This is a genomic window from Vibrio nitrifigilis, assembly GCF_015686695.1.
Classification (GTDB): Bacteria; Pseudomonadota; Gammaproteobacteria; order Enterobacterales; family Vibrionaceae; genus Vibrio; species Vibrio nitrifigilis.
Genome location: NZ_JADPMR010000004.1, coordinates 648,702 through 665,482, shown reverse-complemented (window position 1 = coordinate 665,482; position 16,781 = coordinate 648,702). Strand labels below are relative to the sequence as shown.

Sequence of the window (16,781 nt, the reverse complement as noted above, 5' to 3'; positions counted from 1 at the left end):
TTAACAAAATAGATAATTAACTCGCTTAGCGAGATCCCGTCAGCCTCAAAAGGAACAAGAGGCCAAGGAAATAACGAACGGAGAACGTATGTTAGAGATAATGATCAATCATGAGGTCGTTGCAGTACCGTCAACCAGTGCCGACACCATGCTCTTGCCCTATTTACGGGAACAACGTCATTTAACCGGATCAAAAGAAGGATGTGCCAGCGGTGACTGTGGCGCATGTACCGTGGTTATCGAGGCTTTAGATACAGATAATCATCTGACGTATCAACAGATCAATTCATGCATTACCCCACTTAACGCTTTACATGGTAAGCACATCATTACCATCGAATATTTAAGCCATTTAGGTGCGCTTCACCCTATTCAGCAACGCGTCGTCGATAAACATGGCAGTCAATGCGGATTTTGTACACCTGGGTTTGTTATGTCTCTGTATGCGCTATCCAAACAAGAGCACATGCCAAACGATCCTACCGAATATTTGGCGGGTAATTTATGTCGCTGTACCGGCTATGGCCCCTTAATAGACGTCGCTCAATCATTAAAAGATGATCCCGTGACCGACCCACTTGCTCAATACGAAGAATCGGTGATGCATTGGCTACAACATGTGAAAGAATCTGAGACGCCAGATTACTACCGACCTAAAACCCGAGAACAGCTACGAACCATCAAACGTCAGCACCCAACTGCAAAACTGATTGCCGGCGGTACGGATCTCGCATTAGAAGTAACCCAGATGTGGCAAACCTTGCCAGAACTCATTGACCTTTCCGGTGTTGATGATTTAAGTCGCATCACACAAACCGCTGCGGGCTGGCGTATTGGTGCGAGTGTGCCACTCAGTAACGTCCATCAATGGATTAAGCGTTATGTACCAAATGCAGATGAATTGTTTAGTCGCATAGGCAGCTTAAGTATTCGTCACCGTGCAACCTTGGGTGGCAGTTTAGGCCATGCCTCTCCGATTGGAGATATTGCCCCTTTGATTATGAGCCTCAACGGCATGATTGAAATCGATGATGGAGAACAACGCCGTTTAATCGCTCCAGAGGATTTTATTACTGGTTATCGCACAACAGTGCTGACGGCTAAACAATGGATCAGTGCCATTCATCTCACACCGCCGCAAGAGAATGAAAAACACGCCATTTATAAAATCAGTAAACGCTATGAAGATGACATTTCTACCGTGTTACTCGCACTAAAAGTGCGCTTTAATGCGCAAGGAATCATCGCAGAATGTTATATCGCCGCTGGTGGTATTGCTGCAACGTCTGTTCGTCTTACCGATCTCGAAACATTCTGGATTGGCAAACCTTTATCCGCAGAATTAATTAAGCAAACACAACATCACGTTAGCCACATCATTCAACCTCTGTCTGACGTTCGCGCTAGCGCTGATTACCGAATGACACTGGTAAAAAACCTACTACAACGTTTTTATCTAGAGTCACAACACATCCCAACTAGGCTGGTGCATCATGCGTAAACTTACCTCTCTCCAACAAACTGAGCCTACTCATCAGCATTCATCTGTGATTGGTCAAGCCATCAAGCATGAAAGTGCGCACAAGCAAGTTGCTGGAACCGCCCCTTTCGTTGATGATATTCCAACGCCTCGAGGTTGTTTACATGCAGCAGTGATAACCAGCACCATTGCCAAAGGCCATATCCTTACTTGCAACCTTGAGCGAGTGAAACGAGCGCCTGGCGTGGTCAGTGTGTTAACCAGTGATGATATTCCAGGCGAAAAAGACATCGGCACCGTGTTTAAAGGCGACCCTTTGTTAACGATTGACAATGAAATTCGGTTTTACGGTCAGCCGATAGCGTTAGTGCTCGCAACGTCTTATCAAGTGGCGGTCATGGCCACGCAATTGGCCGATATTGAGTATGAGAAAAGTGACACTGTCGCGTTAACCTTAGCGCAAACAAAGACTGAACCGCCATTATTACCGGTTCACCAAATGGGTGTCCCGATAAATGCTGATGTTAACTCAGCTCCCATTCACCTTGATGGGGAGATGTTGGTTGGAGGCCAAGAGCACTTTTATTTGGAAGGACAATGCTGTTTAGCACAAACAACAGAAGACAACGGCATGTTGGTTTTTAGTTCGACCCAAAACCCCTCAGAAGTACAAAAACTGGTGGCAGAAGTCCTTGCGACAGATTTTAACCGTGTGACTGTTGATATGCGGCGTATGGGCGGTGGCTTTGGTGGTAAAGAGAGTCAGGCGGCACCTTGGGCATGTTTAGCGGCATTAGGTGCTTATCATACCCAGCGTCCGGTGAAATTTCGCCTACCTCGACGCATTGATATGACAGCAACGGGTAAACGCCATCCCTTTCATAACCTATATACACTCAGCGCGAATTCCCAAGGTGTGATTAAAAATGCACAAATGGAGATAAATGGACTTTGTGGTCATTCCGCGGATTTATCCGATGCAATTGTTGATCGCGCCATGTTCCATGCCGACAACGCCTATTCATTAGGTGATGCGTGCATAATAGGTCATCGGCTTAAAACAGATACGTGTTCTCACACGGCATTTCGCGGTTTTGGCGGGCCACAAGGAATGATTATCATCGAGAAAGTCATGCAGCAACTCGCCTTAAAAACCGGTCGAGATGCATTCGATGTACGCTTGGATAATCTCTACCGTAAAGGACGCAACACCACCGCTTATGGGATGGAAGTAGAAGAGCTCGATACACTCCCAACAATGATGAAACGGTTAGCGCAAAGTTGTCACTATCGAGCAAGACGCAAAGCGATAAATGAGTGGAACCAAACCAGCCCGATTTTGAAAAAAGGTTTGGCACTGACCCCAGTAAAATTTGGCATTTCATTTACAGCTCAACATCTCAATCAAGCTGGCGCACTCATCGTGATCTATACGGATGGTTCAGTACAAGTCTCCCATGGCGGGACTGAAATGGGCCAAGGACTGCATACCAAAGTACAACAAATTGTTGCCCAAGCATTCGGCATTGGGATTAACAAAGTGCTGGTTACCTCGACACGTACCGACAAAGTTCCCAATACCTCACCCACAGCTGCATCATCTGGTGCTGATCTTAATGGTATGGCTGCTTACAACGCTGCCATGACAATTAAAGAACGGCTTCTTTCCGTTGCACAAGCGCACTTTGCCACTAGCGAACCGCTATCGATTGAAGATGAAGAAGTGGTGTATGGTGACAAAGCGTTATCTTGGGGCGAACTTATCCAAATGGCCTACTTTCAACGCGTATCACTCTCTTCGACCGGCTACTATCAGACCCCGAAAATCGGTTACGACCGAGAGACGGCATCAGGACGCCCGTTCTACTATTTCTCTCATGGGGTCTCCTGCTCAGAAGTCACGATTGATACCCTAACAGGAGAACATACTGTAGACCGAGTCGACATTCTGCACGATGTTGGCCAAAGCCTTAACCCAGCCATTGATACCGGGCAAATTGAAGGCGGTTTTATCCAAGGTATGGGCTGGCTAACCAGTGAAGAATTAGTTTGGGGTAAAGAGGGGCAATTACTTAGCAACAGTCCAATGAACTACAAAATCCCAACGATTGGTGATTATCCCAAAGTGATGAATATCGGTTTGTATGAAAACCCAAATCCAGAGCACACCATTTACCGCTCCAAGGCCGTGGGTGAACCGCCATTTATGCATGGCATCAGTGTCTGGTGCGCGATTTATGATGCCGTGGCAGCACTGGGAAACCATCAATACGATCCTGATCTGCACGCACCAGCAACCGGGGAGCAAATCCTGACATGTTGTGACCGCGTCACTGAACTGAACGCGCAGACGAACAGTCAAATGGAACCCGCACCTAATTGCGCTGCAGAGGAGATGCACGATGCACACTGAATCCTTACTTAATCAAGCAAATTTAAGTTGGCTCAAAGCGTGTCAAGAACTCGAACAGTTAGGTCAGCCTTATTGTTTGGCCACTGTTTTGGCCCATTCAGGCTCAGTACCACGATCCAGTGGGGCCAAAATGGTGATTACGACTAATGCACAATATGACACTTTAGGTGGCGGACATTTAGAATATCAAGTCATCGCTCTCGCTCGTGATAAATTAACCGCACAGCAGTCAGATATGCAGATTGAGCGCTTTGCACTTGCAGCCGATCTTGGTCAATGTTGTGGCGGAGCTGTTCAAGTTTTATTTGAGTTCTTTCAAATGGATACACCTAGCGTTATTATCTATGGAGCAGGTCATGTGGGGCAGTCTCTTGCCACCATACTGTCTAAGTTACCTTGTCACACAACCGTGATTGATAATCGCCAAACTTGGCTCGAACAATTACCGTTAGGTGTTCAAGGCACATTGGCAGCCAATCCAGAACAAACCGTACGCTCTCTACCAGATAACAGTTATTTGGTTGTTATGACGCAAGATCATCAACTGGACTACGATATTGTTGCCAATGCATTGAATGAACAACGTTTTATGTTTGTAGGATTGATTGGCTCACAAGGGAAAAAACAACGTTTTGAATATCGCTTGAAAGAGCAATTATCAAATCCAGAATTGATTGAAGCACTTACCTGCCCGATTGGTTTAGCCGACATAACCGGTAAACTACCAATGCAAGTCGCTGTATCGGTTGCTGGCCAATTAATCGCGCTAATGAACAAACAGCAAACTCAACAAAATAAACAAGAGAATGTTGTACTGTGGCAACAAGCAAACTCCGCACGTAAAGCATTTTCGGAGATCATGGATGAAGGCTAATCAACCAATTACATTAAGCTCACAAGAATTAAGCATGATTTGTAGCAGCCGTCGTTGGCAACAAACTATGTCTCAATACCAGCCATTTCAAGACCGCAATCAATTTTTTCACTATGCGGACATTGCATTTGATGAGTTAGAAGAAGAGGATTGGCTAGAAGCATTTGCTGGCCACCCTATGATCGGAGATATTGATAGTCTCTCGAAAAAGTATGCGCACAGTCAGTCGCTCAGTGAGAATGAGCAAAAACGAGTACAACACGCCTCTTCTGATACATTAGAAAAATTGTTACAACTCAACCTCGATTACAAAGACACATTTGGTTTTATCTTTATTGTCTGCGCGACCAATCAAAGCGCGCAATCTATGTTAGCCAAATTAGAAGAACGCCTGCCCAACTCTAGGGAACAAGAGTTAGTTAATGCAGCAACAGAACAACGAAAAATCAGTAAAATTAGAATGGAATCTTACGTATGACCCAGCTTAGTTGCCATATCCTTGACAACGCCAGTGGTTCACCTGCAACTGGCGTAGAGGTCCACCTCTTTAAATTGGGATCGAGTAAATCACTCGCTCAGCAAACCACCAATGACGATGGACGCTGTGAGTTTGCCAACGTCGATCTCATTCCCGGACAATATACATTACGCTTTTTAGTCGGGCCCTATTGTGAAGCGACTTTTGGTGAAGCTTTCTTCCCAATGATTGATGTGCATATCACCACAGATTCACGACCGCATTACCATATCCCATTGCTGCTTTCTCCTTTCGCTTATAGCAGTTACCGAGGTAGTTAATGATAACATTTAGTATTCATCGTGGCCGTATACTGCACTTTCCACGCCCAACATCGGCTCCCGAGCGTAACTACCAGTATTTCTCTGACGGCATTTTAGTAGTGAGAGATGGTCTCATTGAATATCTCGGTGAGGCCTGTGACTTCTTAGCTGAACACCGGCTAAATTCAGACGATATTATCCACCATGAAGGCTTAATCTTACCTGGATTTATTGATGCTCACGTCCATTATGCCCAAGTCGAAATGATCGCCAGTTATGGAGAACAACTATTTGATTGGCTGAATAATTACACATTTCCAACAGAAAAAAAGTTCATTGACCGATATTACGCTAAACAGCAAGCTGAATTCTTTATTGCGCAATTATTTGCTCATGGCACCACCACCGCAGCTGTCTTTGCGACCGTTCATGAGCACTCTGTAGACATGTTCTTCGAAGCAGCAGAACAGTATCAAGCACGCATGATTTGTGGCAAGGTTCTGATGGATAGGTTCTGTCCTGACACGCTGCGCGATAATCCCAAGTTAGGGTACTGGCAAAGTAAGGAGCTTATCGAACATTGGCATCATAACGGACGAAATTTATATGCAGTGACGCCACGTTTTGCGCCAACCAGTACGCCGCAACAACTGCAGCAAGCCGCCAGTTTATTACGCGAATATCCTGACGTTTATATGCAAACGCACCTCAGTGAAAACCTCAATGAAATTAAATGGGTAAAAGATCTGTTCCCAACATCACGTGATTATCTCGATGTGTATGAATCGGCAGGATTATTAACGGAGCGTAGCATCTTTGGGCATGGGGTTCATTTATGCGATTCAGAGTTAAAACGCTTGGCGGCGAACAACGCAACCGTGGCTTGCTGCCCATCTTCTAACTTGTTTTTAGGCAGCGGTTTATTTCCTTTTCATCATATTAAAGATGTTGGAGTCAATATCGCATTTGCCAGTGATATCGGGGCTGGCACTGACTTATCATTGCTTGCTAACTTGGCCGATGCCTACAAAATATGTCAGTTACAAGGCAAAAGTTTAAATGTCTTCCATTCCCTCTACCACAGTACACAGGGCGCAGCTGTTGGACTTAAACTTACCGACAAAATCGGCAATTTAAATCCAGGTACTGAAGCTGACTTTATTGAAGTGAATCCCACTGCGTTTCCCATGCTGCAACAGCGTGTGGAACGAGCCACTTCACTGGAATCAGAGCTCTTTGCTGTAACAACGTTAGGTGATGAGCGGGTGATCAACCGCACTTACGTGATGGGCAAATGTGTATTTGAGCGTACAACTAAAACCGAATAGCCAAATAACCAATCAGCGGCTCATCAACAAGTACATCTGGCCAGTTGTCTCGTTGTAAAGCTATGTAAACCATAAAACTAATTGTTTTCAGTGTGTCTTACACTATACCCAAGTAACTGCAAGATGCTGTTTTCTGCATCTTGTGGTCATTTGGGTATATAGCCAACGAATCTCAATATGTAGGTAAGGATATAAAGGTGAGAAAACAACTACTGATATGGGCAAGCGCCGCTCTTTTGTGTTCACCATTTGCGCTCGCTGATAATCAACCGCCAGCAAAGCCGGGTAATGGCGGACAGCCGCCTCAATTTAGTGACTTTGATACCAATGGTGATGGCGTTCTAACGAGCGATGAAGTCCGCGGACCGATGAAGCGCGACTTTGATCAAATGGATAGTAACGGTGATGGGCAAGTCACTGAGAGTGAACTCGATACGTTTATGCGTTCTCATAAACCACCTCAAGGTGCACCGGGCAGCCATAATAATAACAGTCAGTCATCAGATAATGATGACGATGAACACTCAGATTTCTTTGATAACTAAATCCGATAAGCGCCACATTTGCATGTGGCGCTTACGTTTAAGCATTTTATCCTAAAACAAAATGTCCCCTTAAGGATGAAACGTTTTGATCATATTGATCAAACAGGACAACGCCACATCGACATCTTCAACCAGCACATTCTCGGCAGGGTTATGGCTGATCCCCTTGTCACAACGGACAAATAACATTCCGATCGGAGTGATCGCTGCCATCGCCATCGCGTCATGTCCCGCCCCGCTCGGCAAATAACATGGCTCTTGCTGTGTCACTTGTTCAACCACATTTCCCCAGCGTTGCTGCAAATCACTATCACATTCAACCGCTTGAGCTTGATATACTTTCTGTGAATTGACGGATAATTCGCGGCTTTTGGCAATTTTATTAATGCCTAGAAGAATTTCGTTCACTGAACGTTCCAGCGTTTCTTGATTTGAGCTGCGAACATCTAACGTAAAATGCGTTTCACCTGGAATCACATTAATTGCCCCTTTTACCGTTTCGCAAATGCCAACCGTCGCCACTATTTCTGCTTGTCTTGCGTATCGCTCAACGAAGTTGATCATTTCTGCGGCGCCACACAAAGCATCTTGGCGTAAGTCAACCGGTACTGTACCAGCATGGCCAGCAACGCCTGTCACTTGGAACTGAAAACGCTTCGCGCCAGCAATACCGGTTACGATACCCACTGGCAGGTTCTTAGTTTCCAGCACAGGCCCCTGCTCAATGTGAACTTCCAGATAGCCCAAAAGCTCATCGGTCGTTCTCGCATCCTTACCCGCTTGGTTAGGGTCTAGACCAAATTCCATCATCGCTTGCGCAATGGACACTCCAGAAGCATCTTTAATCACCAACCAGTCTGGATTGAATTCCCCCGCGACAGCGGAAGAACCAATCAAAGTGGTATTAAAGCGCGTCCCTTCCTCATCAGCAAATGCCACCACGTCAATATGAAAAGGAAACTCGATATCTTTAAGTGAACTCAAAGCATCAATTGCCAGTAATACGCCCAAATTGCCATCATACTTTCCCGCATTAGTGACAGTGTCACTATGAGAGCCAATCACTAAGGTCGGTTGCGTTGGATTACGCGAGACTTTACGTCCCCACTGATTTCCGACGCTATCTTGCCAAGTGTCGAGTCCCGCCTCTTGCATCCACTGAGCGAGCTGAGCATGTGCCTGACGATGTTCAGGGGTTAAATAGGCTCGCGTTAATCGGCCAGCGTCTTCACTAAAACCGGCCATAATGTCTGCACGCTGCATAATGGATTGTGCCGATGTTGCTGTGCTGATCATACGCACTCCTTTGCTTTCAATTAAAACTGACTATTCGAATTAACGATAAAATTCCATCGCTGCAGCGACAGCCTGACCCGGTGCAATCTTGGCGCGATATTTCAACAAAATCGATTCCAGCGCCGCTAAAGTGGTTAAAACACACTCTTGGCGTGCGTTATAACCCATCGTGCCGATACGCCAAATTTTGCCATGTAGCGGACCAAACGAGGTACCGATCTCAATACCAAAACGGTTGAGCAGTTCACCACGAATCGTATCGCCATCAACTTCATCAGGAATATAAACCCCTAATACGTTGTTCATCTTCGTACTTTGATCGCCAAACAGTCGCAATCCCATAGCCGCTAGGCCAGCAGCAAGGGCGTCACCCGCTTGTTTATGGCGAGCAATGACGGTATTGCTACCTTCTTCCAAGAATAAACGCGCACATTCACGGGCGGCATAAAGCATGGATGTTGCTTCAGTATGGTGGTTTAAGCGCTCAGGACCCCAGTAATCCATGATCATCGCTAAATCGAAGTAGTTCGACTGAATAGGACAATCAACCCCCTCTTGGTGGTGCGCCGCTTTGATCCCCGCTTCTACGTGTTTACGACGATTAATCACTTCAGCGCAGCGGTCGCTTAATGTCACAGGGGATGAACCAGAAGGGCCTCCTAAACATTTTTGTAAACCCGCTGAAACCGCATCTAAATGCCATTCATCGACCTTTAATTCATTACCGGCAATGGAAGCCGTCGCATCACAATAAAACAATACCCCATGGCGATGACACACTTCACCAATATCAGCAAGAGGTTGATTCATGGTCGTAGAGGTATCACCTTGAACCGTCGCCAATAATTTAGGTTGAAACTGTTTGATCGCAGTTTCGACTTGTTCAGCGGTGCACACTTGTCCCCATTCGACATCGATCGTTTTGATCTCAGCGCCGACGCGTTGGGCAATTTCACACAGTAAGTGACCAAAGCGACCGATGACAGGAATCAGCACTTTATCGCCCGGCTGAAGGATTGAGACTAACACCGCTTCAATCCCCGAACGTGCCGTGCCATCAACTAAAAATGTTTGCTGGTTATTGGTTTCAAAAACACCGCGATATAAGCTCTGAACTTGATTCATGTAGCCTGTCATTACAGGATCATATTGACCAATCAAAGATTGAGAAAGTGCTTGATGCACACGTGGGTATGCGTTGATTGGTCCTGGTCCCATCAGTAGACGTTGTGGTGGGTTGAGCGTTTCAAAAAGTGTTTGTGTTGTATCCATTCTTATTCTCCAAGAGTGTAAGTTCCATCACTGCGAGGGTCGCTCGTTGCGCTGATCTTGCCTTGCGTATCAAGAACAATAGCGCCAGCATGGCCCATCAATTCATTGTTATCAGGGACAGATGTGATTTCATGTCCTAGCTTTATTAATGGCTCACCATACTGTTGATAGAGAGTCTGTTCGAGGCGCAGACTGAACGTACTGTCGCCCCATGTCCGACCCAGTAACCAGCGCGGTGCTGCTACTGAATCTTGTAATGAGTAATCCTGATAGAGGTAACGGCTAAATAAACAAGCTTGTGTTTGAGGTTGCCCTTCTCCGCCCATCGTGCCATAGACCATTCGCCGACCATCACTCAGCTCTGCATAAGCAGGATTGAGGGTATGAAATGGCTTTTTCCCCGGCGCTAAACAGTTATGATGCCCCTCATCGAGTGAGAAGCTCTTGCCACGACAATTCCACACGATACCGCTGCTGGGTAACACTAATCCGCTACCAAATTCCCAGTACACGCTTTGAATAAAACTCACCATCGTGCCGTACTGATCGCAAGCTCCCATCCAAACGGTATCACCGGGCTTAGCGACATGAGGCCAAGGCAGAGCGTGATCGCGTTTAATATGACTGACTGCTTGTTGAATGACATCTGGATCAAGCCAAGTCTGCAACGGCTGAGTAAGATCATTCGGATCACAAATCACCTGATCACGAATAATGAATGCTTGTTTGGTCGCTTCAACTAACAAATGCATGTGATCCAACTCGAGCAAATTATCTCTGATCAATTGATCATAAATAGCTAAGATTAAAAGCGATGCTAAGCCCTGCGTTGGCGCCCCAAGGTTATACAGTTGACCTTTTGATATGTGAGTGGTGAGCGGTTCACCTACCACAGCGCGATACTCATTAAAGTCGTCTAGACGCAGTGGACTTCCTGCCGCTTCGAGCTCTTGCGCGAGTTGCTCGGCCAGTGAGCCACGATAGAAATCCTCTAATCCAACTTTCGCTAAGTGTTCGAGCGTTTGTGCCAACGCGGGATTCACCACTGTTTCTCCCGCGGATAAGGGCATGCCGTTTTTTAGATATAAATCGCCAAATTCGGGAAAAAACTGCAGGCGCGCAAAGGTTTTATGACTGGCAAAAGCCAAGCTATCGGTAACCGTGATGCCTTCACGAGCTGCATTAATGGCGGGCTGTAAAAGATGGCTTAGCTCTTGGTTAGAGTGGTCATATTCTAAGGCCTTTTGCCAACCAGCGACTGCTCCTGCCATTGTGATTGCAGCATTACCGCCAGAATCAGCCAGCTCAGTCCCTACAGCACGATACGCTTGGATATCGATCTGATGGGCAGCGTGGCCACATGCATCGATGGTAATCGGTGTTTCACCCGGTTTCGCTATAATCCAGAAACCATCGCCACCAAGGCCATTCATATGCGGGTATTGCACAGAAATCATGGCAGCCGCAGCCACCATCGCTTCGCTAGCGGTGCCACCAGCATCTAATATTTGTTGGCCGACTTGCGCGGCCTTTGCGTGAGGTGCCGTAAATGAGGTTTGATTAGTTGGCATCGTCTACCTCACCAATCAAACGCATTGCGGTTGCCAGCACATCCATATCACCATGTTTATATCCAAGTAACGACACCCCGCATGGCCCTTCGTCAAGTTCAGCCATGGGTAAATGCAATTGTGGCAAGCCAGCTAAACCAGCCAATGCGGTCATTCCCATCAGTTCAGAACGATATTTAGCGAGTGCTGAACTTTCCATTGGTAATTGTGGTGGGCGTCCTGGCGTCGTCGGTAATACCCAAAGAGCTTTCTTACTTGGGCCATATTCTGCGATCCACTTGGTAAATAACGATTGATCATAACAAGCGTGATCATACATGGTTTTTGTAATCGTGCGTGACCATTCAACTCGAGCAAGAATCGCTGGATCAATTTGATCACCATACTGACTCAACCAATCGCCATGTTTTTGAATGATTTCATACCCTTGTACAGTTCGAAATATTAAGCTCAGCTGTGCAAAATCATAGTCACTGTCTTGCAATAAATGACCACGCTCTAAAGTGATGTCATGCTCTGAACACCATGTCGTTAACTGAGCTAAACGCTCAGGAGAGAGAAACGGCACAAAAGCATCATCAAGATACACATGCTGAATCGTTTTACCCTCAGTCGGCTTATCACAAAGCACTTTAAACACTTGTCTTAAAAGGGGTAAGTTAATGGCCAAAATGCCCGCTGTATCAAAACTTTTCGCTAATTCGAATGCACAACTTAAATCCAATTTACCCAGTGTAGGTCTAAAACCATAGATATTGTTATAGCTAGCAGGAACGCGCACAGAACCGCCAGTATCGGTACCAATCGCAAAATCAGAAACACCACCAGAGACAGAAACAGCACTGCCGCTAGACGAGCCCCCAGGAATGCAATCAGGCGCGGCAGGATTAATGGGGGTGCCGTAATGAATATTTTGTCCATTTAAACTGTAGGCTAGCTCATCGGTTTGCACTCGCCCAACACACTCAGCGCCTTGAGCAAGTAAACGATCAATCAATGGCGAGGTGTGAGTAGCCGGTTCATGAGTCTGTAACCAAGTAGGATTACCAGCGCCCGTGGTATAACCCGCTACATCAAATAGATCTTTAAAGACAAAGGCGTAGCCAGATAATGCGCCTTCTTGGGTAGGAGCAAGGCCATCAGGACCTTGCTGGCAGAAAATTCGAGTATCCTTACTCATCATTACATCCTTATTATTTTTAGATTGGGTCCCTTTCCTTCATCAGAGAGGATGAGAGGTAACCGCTCTATTATGATTGTGTGACCACGTCACCTTTATTCTGCTCTGCTTTCGCCGCATAGCGATTTGCTAACATCGCACAGTAGAAAATTTGCATTGGGTGATAAAGCATAATTGGCAGCAATAACATCCCTAAACGTGGGTCGGCACCAAAAATAACCTTGGCCATTGGAATACCGGCAGCCAATGTTTTCTTCGTACCACAGAACACAGCAGCAACTTCATCTGGTAACGCAAAATGACAACGACGTGCGCCCCACTGGATCAAGTGCACCATGACCATTAAAACAACGAAACACGCAATAATCGATGTGGCCAATAATCCAATGGAAAATTGCGACCAAATGCCATTATTGACCGAATCACAAAACGCGTTATACACAATCAAAATGATCACGTATTTATCCACTTTACCAACGATTTTCTTATTTCGTGTTGCCCAATCAACCAAGTAAGGACGTAGCAACTGACCAAGAATCATTGGAACCAGTAACAATTTAGCAATGGAGATAACTGACGCCATTAAATCAATGTGCGCGCCGTGAAGCCCCATGAAAAGTTGAATCAGAGCGGGAGTGATAAATACGCCTAAGATAGAGGAAAGTGACGCATTAAATATTGCACCAGGTACATTACCTTTGCCCACACTGGTCATGGTCACTGAAGATGAGATAGTACTCGGTAGTACAAAAAGGTAACAGAAACCAAATGCTAATGCTGAAGGCATATAAGTAAGCATAGTATTGCCAAATAGTACCCACAAGAGTGGATAGACGGCAAAAGTCGCTAATTGGATATAGATGTGCATTTTCCAATTGGCGACCCCTTCTTTGATCGCTTTAGGGGATAAGCCCAAACCGTGGAGAAAGAAGACAATGGCAATACCCAGTTCGGTCACATAGTTAAGCTCTAAAACACCGCCAGTTTTGCCAATATTAGGGGTCAAAATGGCTAAACCAATGGCGATAACCATGCCAACGAGAAACCACTCTTTCTTAATTTTTGCTATTACATTCATACCAAAGATTTTTATCCATATTACAACGTGATGTGACACGTCTGTTGATTATTCCACTTCATTTAGTGCAGCGTAGTTATGGCTAATGTTACGACTTTGTTTCACCGCTTCGCTACCTAGTTGACGATACACTTTATTGACTAAATAAGATATCAAACTCATAGGAACGGCATAACTATCTAGCGGCGCTTGATTATTCATTTGGCACATCAAAAAGTGTTGGCATTTATTGGCATACTGTTGGCCTGATTGATCGGTGATTAATAAACCCGGTTTGTCTGCCAAAAATTCCACTAAACGAGAAAAATGCTCAACTCGGCGACGAATACCAAACAACACAACAAAATCGTCACATCCAATGGTACTGATGTCCTCACCCAATGTCTGCCCTGGTAAGGGTAATAATGATACGTTTGCTCGACATTGCATCAGTTGTTGACGAAAATGCATGGCTAATGGATAACTATTTCGATACCCAATCACCACCACACGTTTCGCTTGAATTAGCTGCTCAACGACGGCAGAGACGTCCATTGTCGATAACTGTGACCATAAATTTTCTAACGCGGCCATCTCTTGGCGAATGGCGGCATCTTCCACCGTCGATGAAGTAATCACCGGCACGCCTTTTTCACGTTCGTCAATCAACTCTCTACGCAGTGCCATATGATCATCGTAGCCAAGTTGACGAATAAATCGACTGACACTGGTTTTAGACACTTCACACGCATCGGCTATTTCCGCCGTCGATAGCATTAAGATCTTTTCCGGATTACCTTGTAAATAATCAGCAACCCGACGACTGCTCTGGGTTAAGCGTACGTAATGCTGCGTGATACGCTCACTGAGTGAATGTTGATTGGATGTCATTCCTCTACCTATTCCCTTGATATTGTTCTTAATCCAGCGATGATTCTTAACGCACTGCCGCTAGGAAACTTTGTAATTCTGGTGTCTGTGGGTTAGCAAATACCGTTTCACTATGGCCTTGTTCCCAAACTTTGCCTTGGTTCATAAACACCACACGGTCGCCGACATCACGAGCAAAGTTCATTTCATGGGTGACCAAGATAAGTGTCATCCCTTCTTGCTTTAACTGTTCTAACACTTTGAGGACTTCACCGACTAATTCAGGATCAAGTGCTGAGGTGATCTCATCACATAACAACACTTTTGGTGACATAGCGAGCGATCGCGCGATCGCCACACGCTGCTGCTGACCGCCGGATAAATTGGTTGGGTAAGCATCAAACTTATCCCCTAGCCCAACTTTTTCTAATAACGCTTTGGCTTGTTTTTCACATTCACTTGGGCTTTTTCTTAGCACCAATTTAGGTGCCAGCATAACATTTTCACCTACAGTCATATGCGGGAAGAGATTAAAACTTTGAAATACCATTCCCACACTACGGCTGAGTAAACGCAATTTGTAATCGTCGTTTTCAACCGCTTGGCTATCTACCACAATCGCGCCTTGTTGGTAATCTTCTAAGCCATTCATACAACGTAATAAGGTACTTTTACCCGATCCACTGCGACCGATAATAGATACGACTTCCCCTTGCCCAATCTTAAGATCGACACCTTTAAGGACGTGGTTTTCACCGTAGTATTTATGGACTTGTTCAACACTAACGACTGACATTTTGACGTTTCTCCAGATGACGAGCTAACGCAGAAAGCGGAAAGCAAATAATGAAATAGATGATAGCGACGAAGGCAAAGACCTTAAATGGTTGAAATGTCGCATTATTTAGCATGGTACCGGCCTTAGTCAGTTCAACGAAGCCGATGATAGAAGCGAGTGCGGTTCCTTTCACAATCTGTACCGAAAAACCAACGGTAGGCGCTATCGATAGCTGAGCCGCTTGCGGTGCGATCACGTAACGCATGGTATCTAAATAGGTTAAACCTAGCGTGCGGCACGCCTCCCACTGCCCTTTGGGCAACGCCTCGATACAGCCACGCCAAATGTCGTGAAAGTATGCACTGCTATATAAAGTTAAAGCGATGATGGCCGCAGTCCAAGCACTGACTTCAATGCCAAACAGGGACAAACCAAAGAAACACAAAAACAGCTGCATCAACAGTGGTGTGCCTTGAAACAGCTCTACATACAATTGAATAACTCTGCCAAACGCAACATGTTTAGAGCTGCGCAAAACAGTCAGCAGTAATCCGATAACACCACCACCAATAAAGGCGACCAAGGATAAGGCAATGGTCCAGCGTGCTGCCATCAATAAACTTCTCAAAATATCCCAATCAGTAAATTGCATCATAATTAGCGGCCTCTATAACGATGGGTTCTTAAATAGCACGCGTTTAATGACAGCAAATAGCTGACGCATGATGACGGCAAGGACGAGATAAATCAGAGCAGTAACAATATAAGATTCAAAACTTAGGAAACTGCGCGACTGAACAAAGTTAGCGGCAAAAGTCAGATCTTCCACCGAAATCTGCGATACCACCGCAGAGCCTAACATCACGATGATGCATTGACTGACCAACGAAGGATACACACGCTGATACGCTGGAGGTAACACGATACGGGTAAATACCTGCATCCGAGTTAAGCCCAACGTTTGCCCCGCTTCCCATTGACCTTTCGGTGTCGCATCGATGCCTGAGCGTAAAATCTCAGCACTATAAGCGCCTAAGTTAATGATCATGGCAATTAAGCCTGCTTCCCACGCGCTTAATTTCAACCCTAATGCGGGTAGACCGAAAAAGATAAAAAACAGCTGCACAATAAATGGCGTATTACGAATAATCTCAATATAGGTCGCGCAAACCCCTTTTAAGAAGTTATTGCGACTGGTTTTGATCGCCGCACACGCAGTACCTAGTGCTAGGCCACCAACGGTCGAGATCAAAGTGAGCTCTACCGTGGTGCCAAGCCCTGCCACGAACTGTGGCAGGTAGGGAGTTAATCCGGAAAAATTTAACTGGTAACTCATG

The 16,781-nt window shown here is 45.6% G+C and carries 16 protein-coding genes; 7 read left to right on the top strand and 9 right to left on the bottom strand.

Annotated features, from left to right (window positions below; all coding sequences use genetic code 11):
* The first annotated feature begins 88 nt into the window (after positions 1–88).
* The 7 genes from xdhA (at position 89) to I1A42_RS25060 (ending at position 7,420) form a co-directional block, all read left to right on the top strand.
* Positions 89–1,501, top strand: a complete 1,413-nt coding sequence (xdhA, locus tag I1A42_RS19290; RefSeq protein ID WP_196124523.1) for a xanthine dehydrogenase small subunit — start codon at positions 89–91, stop codon at positions 1,499–1,501.
* The gene (gene xdhB / locus I1A42_RS19285; protein ID WP_196124521.1) at positions 1,494–3,893 is read left to right on the top strand and encodes a xanthine dehydrogenase molybdopterin binding subunit; all 2,400 of its coding nucleotides are present in this window, start codon (positions 1,494–1,496) and stop codon (positions 3,891–3,893) included. Before xdhA ends, xdhB begins: the two co-directional genes overlap by 8 nt.
* Positions 3,883–4,767: a xanthine dehydrogenase accessory protein XdhC gene (gene xdhC / locus I1A42_RS19280; protein ID WP_196124519.1), complete on the top strand. Its 885-nt coding sequence runs from the start codon at positions 3,883–3,885 to the stop codon at positions 4,765–4,767. The genes xdhB and xdhC overlap by 11 nt, the downstream gene beginning before the upstream one ends.
* Positions 4,757–5,245: a 2-oxo-4-hydroxy-4-carboxy-5-ureidoimidazoline decarboxylase gene (locus tag I1A42_RS19275; protein ID WP_196124517.1), complete on the top strand. Its 489-nt coding sequence runs from the start codon at positions 4,757–4,759 to the stop codon at positions 5,243–5,245. The genes xdhC and I1A42_RS19275 overlap by 11 nt, the downstream gene beginning before the upstream one ends.
* Positions 5,242–5,565, top strand: coding sequence for a hydroxyisourate hydrolase (gene uraH / locus I1A42_RS19270; protein ID WP_196124514.1), 324 nt, complete (start codon positions 5,242–5,244; stop codon positions 5,563–5,565). The genes I1A42_RS19275 and uraH overlap by 4 nt, the downstream gene beginning before the upstream one ends.
* Entirely contained in the window at positions 5,565–6,875 is a 1,311-nt protein-coding gene (guaD, locus tag I1A42_RS19265) for a guanine deaminase (protein ID WP_196124512.1), read from the top strand. The genes uraH and guaD overlap by 1 nt, the downstream gene beginning before the upstream one ends.
* A gap of 197 nt (positions 6,876–7,072) precedes the next feature.
* Positions 7,073–7,420, top strand: coding sequence for an EF-hand domain-containing protein (locus I1A42_RS25060; RefSeq protein ID WP_161154725.1), 348 nt, complete (start codon positions 7,073–7,075; stop codon positions 7,418–7,420).
* A gap of 69 nt (positions 7,421–7,489) precedes the next feature.
* Here the strand turns inward: I1A42_RS25060 and I1A42_RS19255 are convergent, their stop codons facing one another.
* From I1A42_RS19255 to I1A42_RS19215, 9 genes are all read right to left on the bottom strand, one after another.
* Positions 7,490–8,716, bottom strand: coding sequence for an allantoate amidohydrolase (locus tag I1A42_RS19255; RefSeq protein WP_196124511.1), 1,227 nt, complete (start codon positions 8,714–8,716; stop codon positions 7,490–7,492).
* Between the two features lie 39 nt (positions 8,717–8,755).
* The gene (locus tag I1A42_RS19250; protein WP_196124510.1) at positions 8,756–9,988 is read right to left on the bottom strand and encodes a pyridoxal-phosphate-dependent aminotransferase family protein; all 1,233 of its coding nucleotides are present in this window, start codon (positions 9,986–9,988) and stop codon (positions 8,756–8,758) included.
* Between the two features lie 2 nt (positions 9,989–9,990).
* Complete coding sequence (locus I1A42_RS19245; protein ID WP_196124509.1) at positions 9,991–11,559, bottom strand: gamma-glutamyltransferase family protein; 1,569 nt, start codon at positions 11,557–11,559, stop codon at positions 9,991–9,993.
* The gene (locus I1A42_RS19240; RefSeq protein ID WP_230389664.1) at positions 11,549–12,742 is read right to left on the bottom strand and encodes an amidase; all 1,194 of its coding nucleotides are present in this window, start codon (positions 12,740–12,742) and stop codon (positions 11,549–11,551) included. The genes I1A42_RS19245 and I1A42_RS19240 overlap by 11 nt, the downstream gene beginning before the upstream one ends.
* A gap of 67 nt (positions 12,743–12,809) precedes the next feature.
* Positions 12,810–13,817: a bile acid:sodium symporter family protein gene (locus I1A42_RS19235; protein WP_161154717.1), complete on the bottom strand. Its 1,008-nt coding sequence runs from the start codon at positions 13,815–13,817 to the stop codon at positions 12,810–12,812.
* Between the two features lie 48 nt (positions 13,818–13,865).
* Positions 13,866–14,687 carry a MurR/RpiR family transcriptional regulator gene (locus I1A42_RS19230; RefSeq protein ID WP_196124508.1) on the bottom strand — a complete coding sequence of 274 codons (822 nt, stop codon included), beginning with the start codon at positions 14,685–14,687 and terminating at the stop codon, positions 13,866–13,868.
* 46 nt (positions 14,688–14,733) lie between these two features.
* Positions 14,734–15,462: an amino acid ABC transporter ATP-binding protein gene (locus I1A42_RS19225; protein ID WP_161154713.1), complete on the bottom strand. Its 729-nt coding sequence runs from the start codon at positions 15,460–15,462 to the stop codon at positions 14,734–14,736.
* Positions 15,449–16,099 carry an amino acid ABC transporter permease gene (locus tag I1A42_RS19220; RefSeq protein ID WP_196124507.1) on the bottom strand — a complete coding sequence of 217 codons (651 nt, stop codon included), beginning with the start codon at positions 16,097–16,099 and terminating at the stop codon, positions 15,449–15,451. The genes I1A42_RS19225 and I1A42_RS19220 overlap by 14 nt, the downstream gene beginning before the upstream one ends.
* 12 nt (positions 16,100–16,111) lie before the next feature.
* Complete coding sequence (locus I1A42_RS19215; RefSeq protein WP_196124506.1) at positions 16,112–16,780, bottom strand: amino acid ABC transporter permease; 669 nt, start codon at positions 16,778–16,780, stop codon at positions 16,112–16,114.
* Between the last annotated feature and the right edge of the window lies 1 nt (position 16,781).

Excerpts from the sequence above, each read along its gene's own strand:
- xdhA (WP_196124523.1), top strand. The coding sequence starts at position 89 with ATGTTAGAGATAATGATCAATCATGAGGTCGTTGCAGTACCGTCAACC.
- xdhB (WP_196124521.1), top strand. The coding sequence starts at position 1,494 with ATGCGTAAACTTACCTCTCTCCAACAAACTGAGCCTACTCATCAGCAT.
- xdhC (WP_196124519.1), top strand. The coding sequence starts at position 3,883 with ATGCACACTGAATCCTTACTTAATCAAGCAAATTTAAGTTGGCTCAAA.
- I1A42_RS19275 (WP_196124517.1), top strand. The coding sequence starts at position 4,757 with ATGAAGGCTAATCAACCAATTACATTAAGCTCACAAGAATTAAGCATG.
- uraH (WP_196124514.1), top strand. The coding sequence starts at position 5,242 with ATGACCCAGCTTAGTTGCCATATCCTTGACAACGCCAGTGGTTCACCT.
- guaD (WP_196124512.1), top strand. The coding sequence starts at position 5,565 with ATGATAACATTTAGTATTCATCGTGGCCGTATACTGCACTTTCCACGC.
- I1A42_RS19255 (WP_196124511.1), bottom strand. The coding sequence starts at position 8,716 with ATGATCAGCACAGCAACATCGGCACAATCCATTATGCAGCGTGCAGAC.
- I1A42_RS19250 (WP_196124510.1), bottom strand. The coding sequence starts at position 9,988 with ATGGATACAACACAAACACTTTTTGAAACGCTCAACCCACCACAACGT.
- I1A42_RS19245 (WP_196124509.1), bottom strand. The coding sequence starts at position 11,559 with ATGCCAACTAATCAAACCTCATTTACGGCACCTCACGCAAAGGCCGCG.
- I1A42_RS19240 (WP_230389664.1), bottom strand. The coding sequence starts at position 12,742 with ATGATGAGTAAGGATACTCGAATTTTCTGCCAGCAAGGTCCTGATGGC.
- I1A42_RS19235 (WP_161154717.1), bottom strand. The coding sequence starts at position 13,817 with ATGAATGTAATAGCAAAAATTAAGAAAGAGTGGTTTCTCGTTGGCATG.
- I1A42_RS19230 (WP_196124508.1), bottom strand. The coding sequence starts at position 14,687 with ATGACATCCAATCAACATTCACTCAGTGAGCGTATCACGCAGCATTAC.
- I1A42_RS19225 (WP_161154713.1), bottom strand. The coding sequence starts at position 15,462 with ATGTCAGTCGTTAGTGTTGAACAAGTCCATAAATACTACGGTGAAAAC.
- I1A42_RS19220 (WP_196124507.1), bottom strand. The coding sequence starts at position 16,099 with ATGATGCAATTTACTGATTGGGATATTTTGAGAAGTTTATTGATGGCA.
- I1A42_RS19215 (WP_196124506.1), bottom strand. The coding sequence starts at position 16,780 with ATGAGTTACCAGTTAAATTTTTCCGGATTAACTCCCTACCTGCCACAG.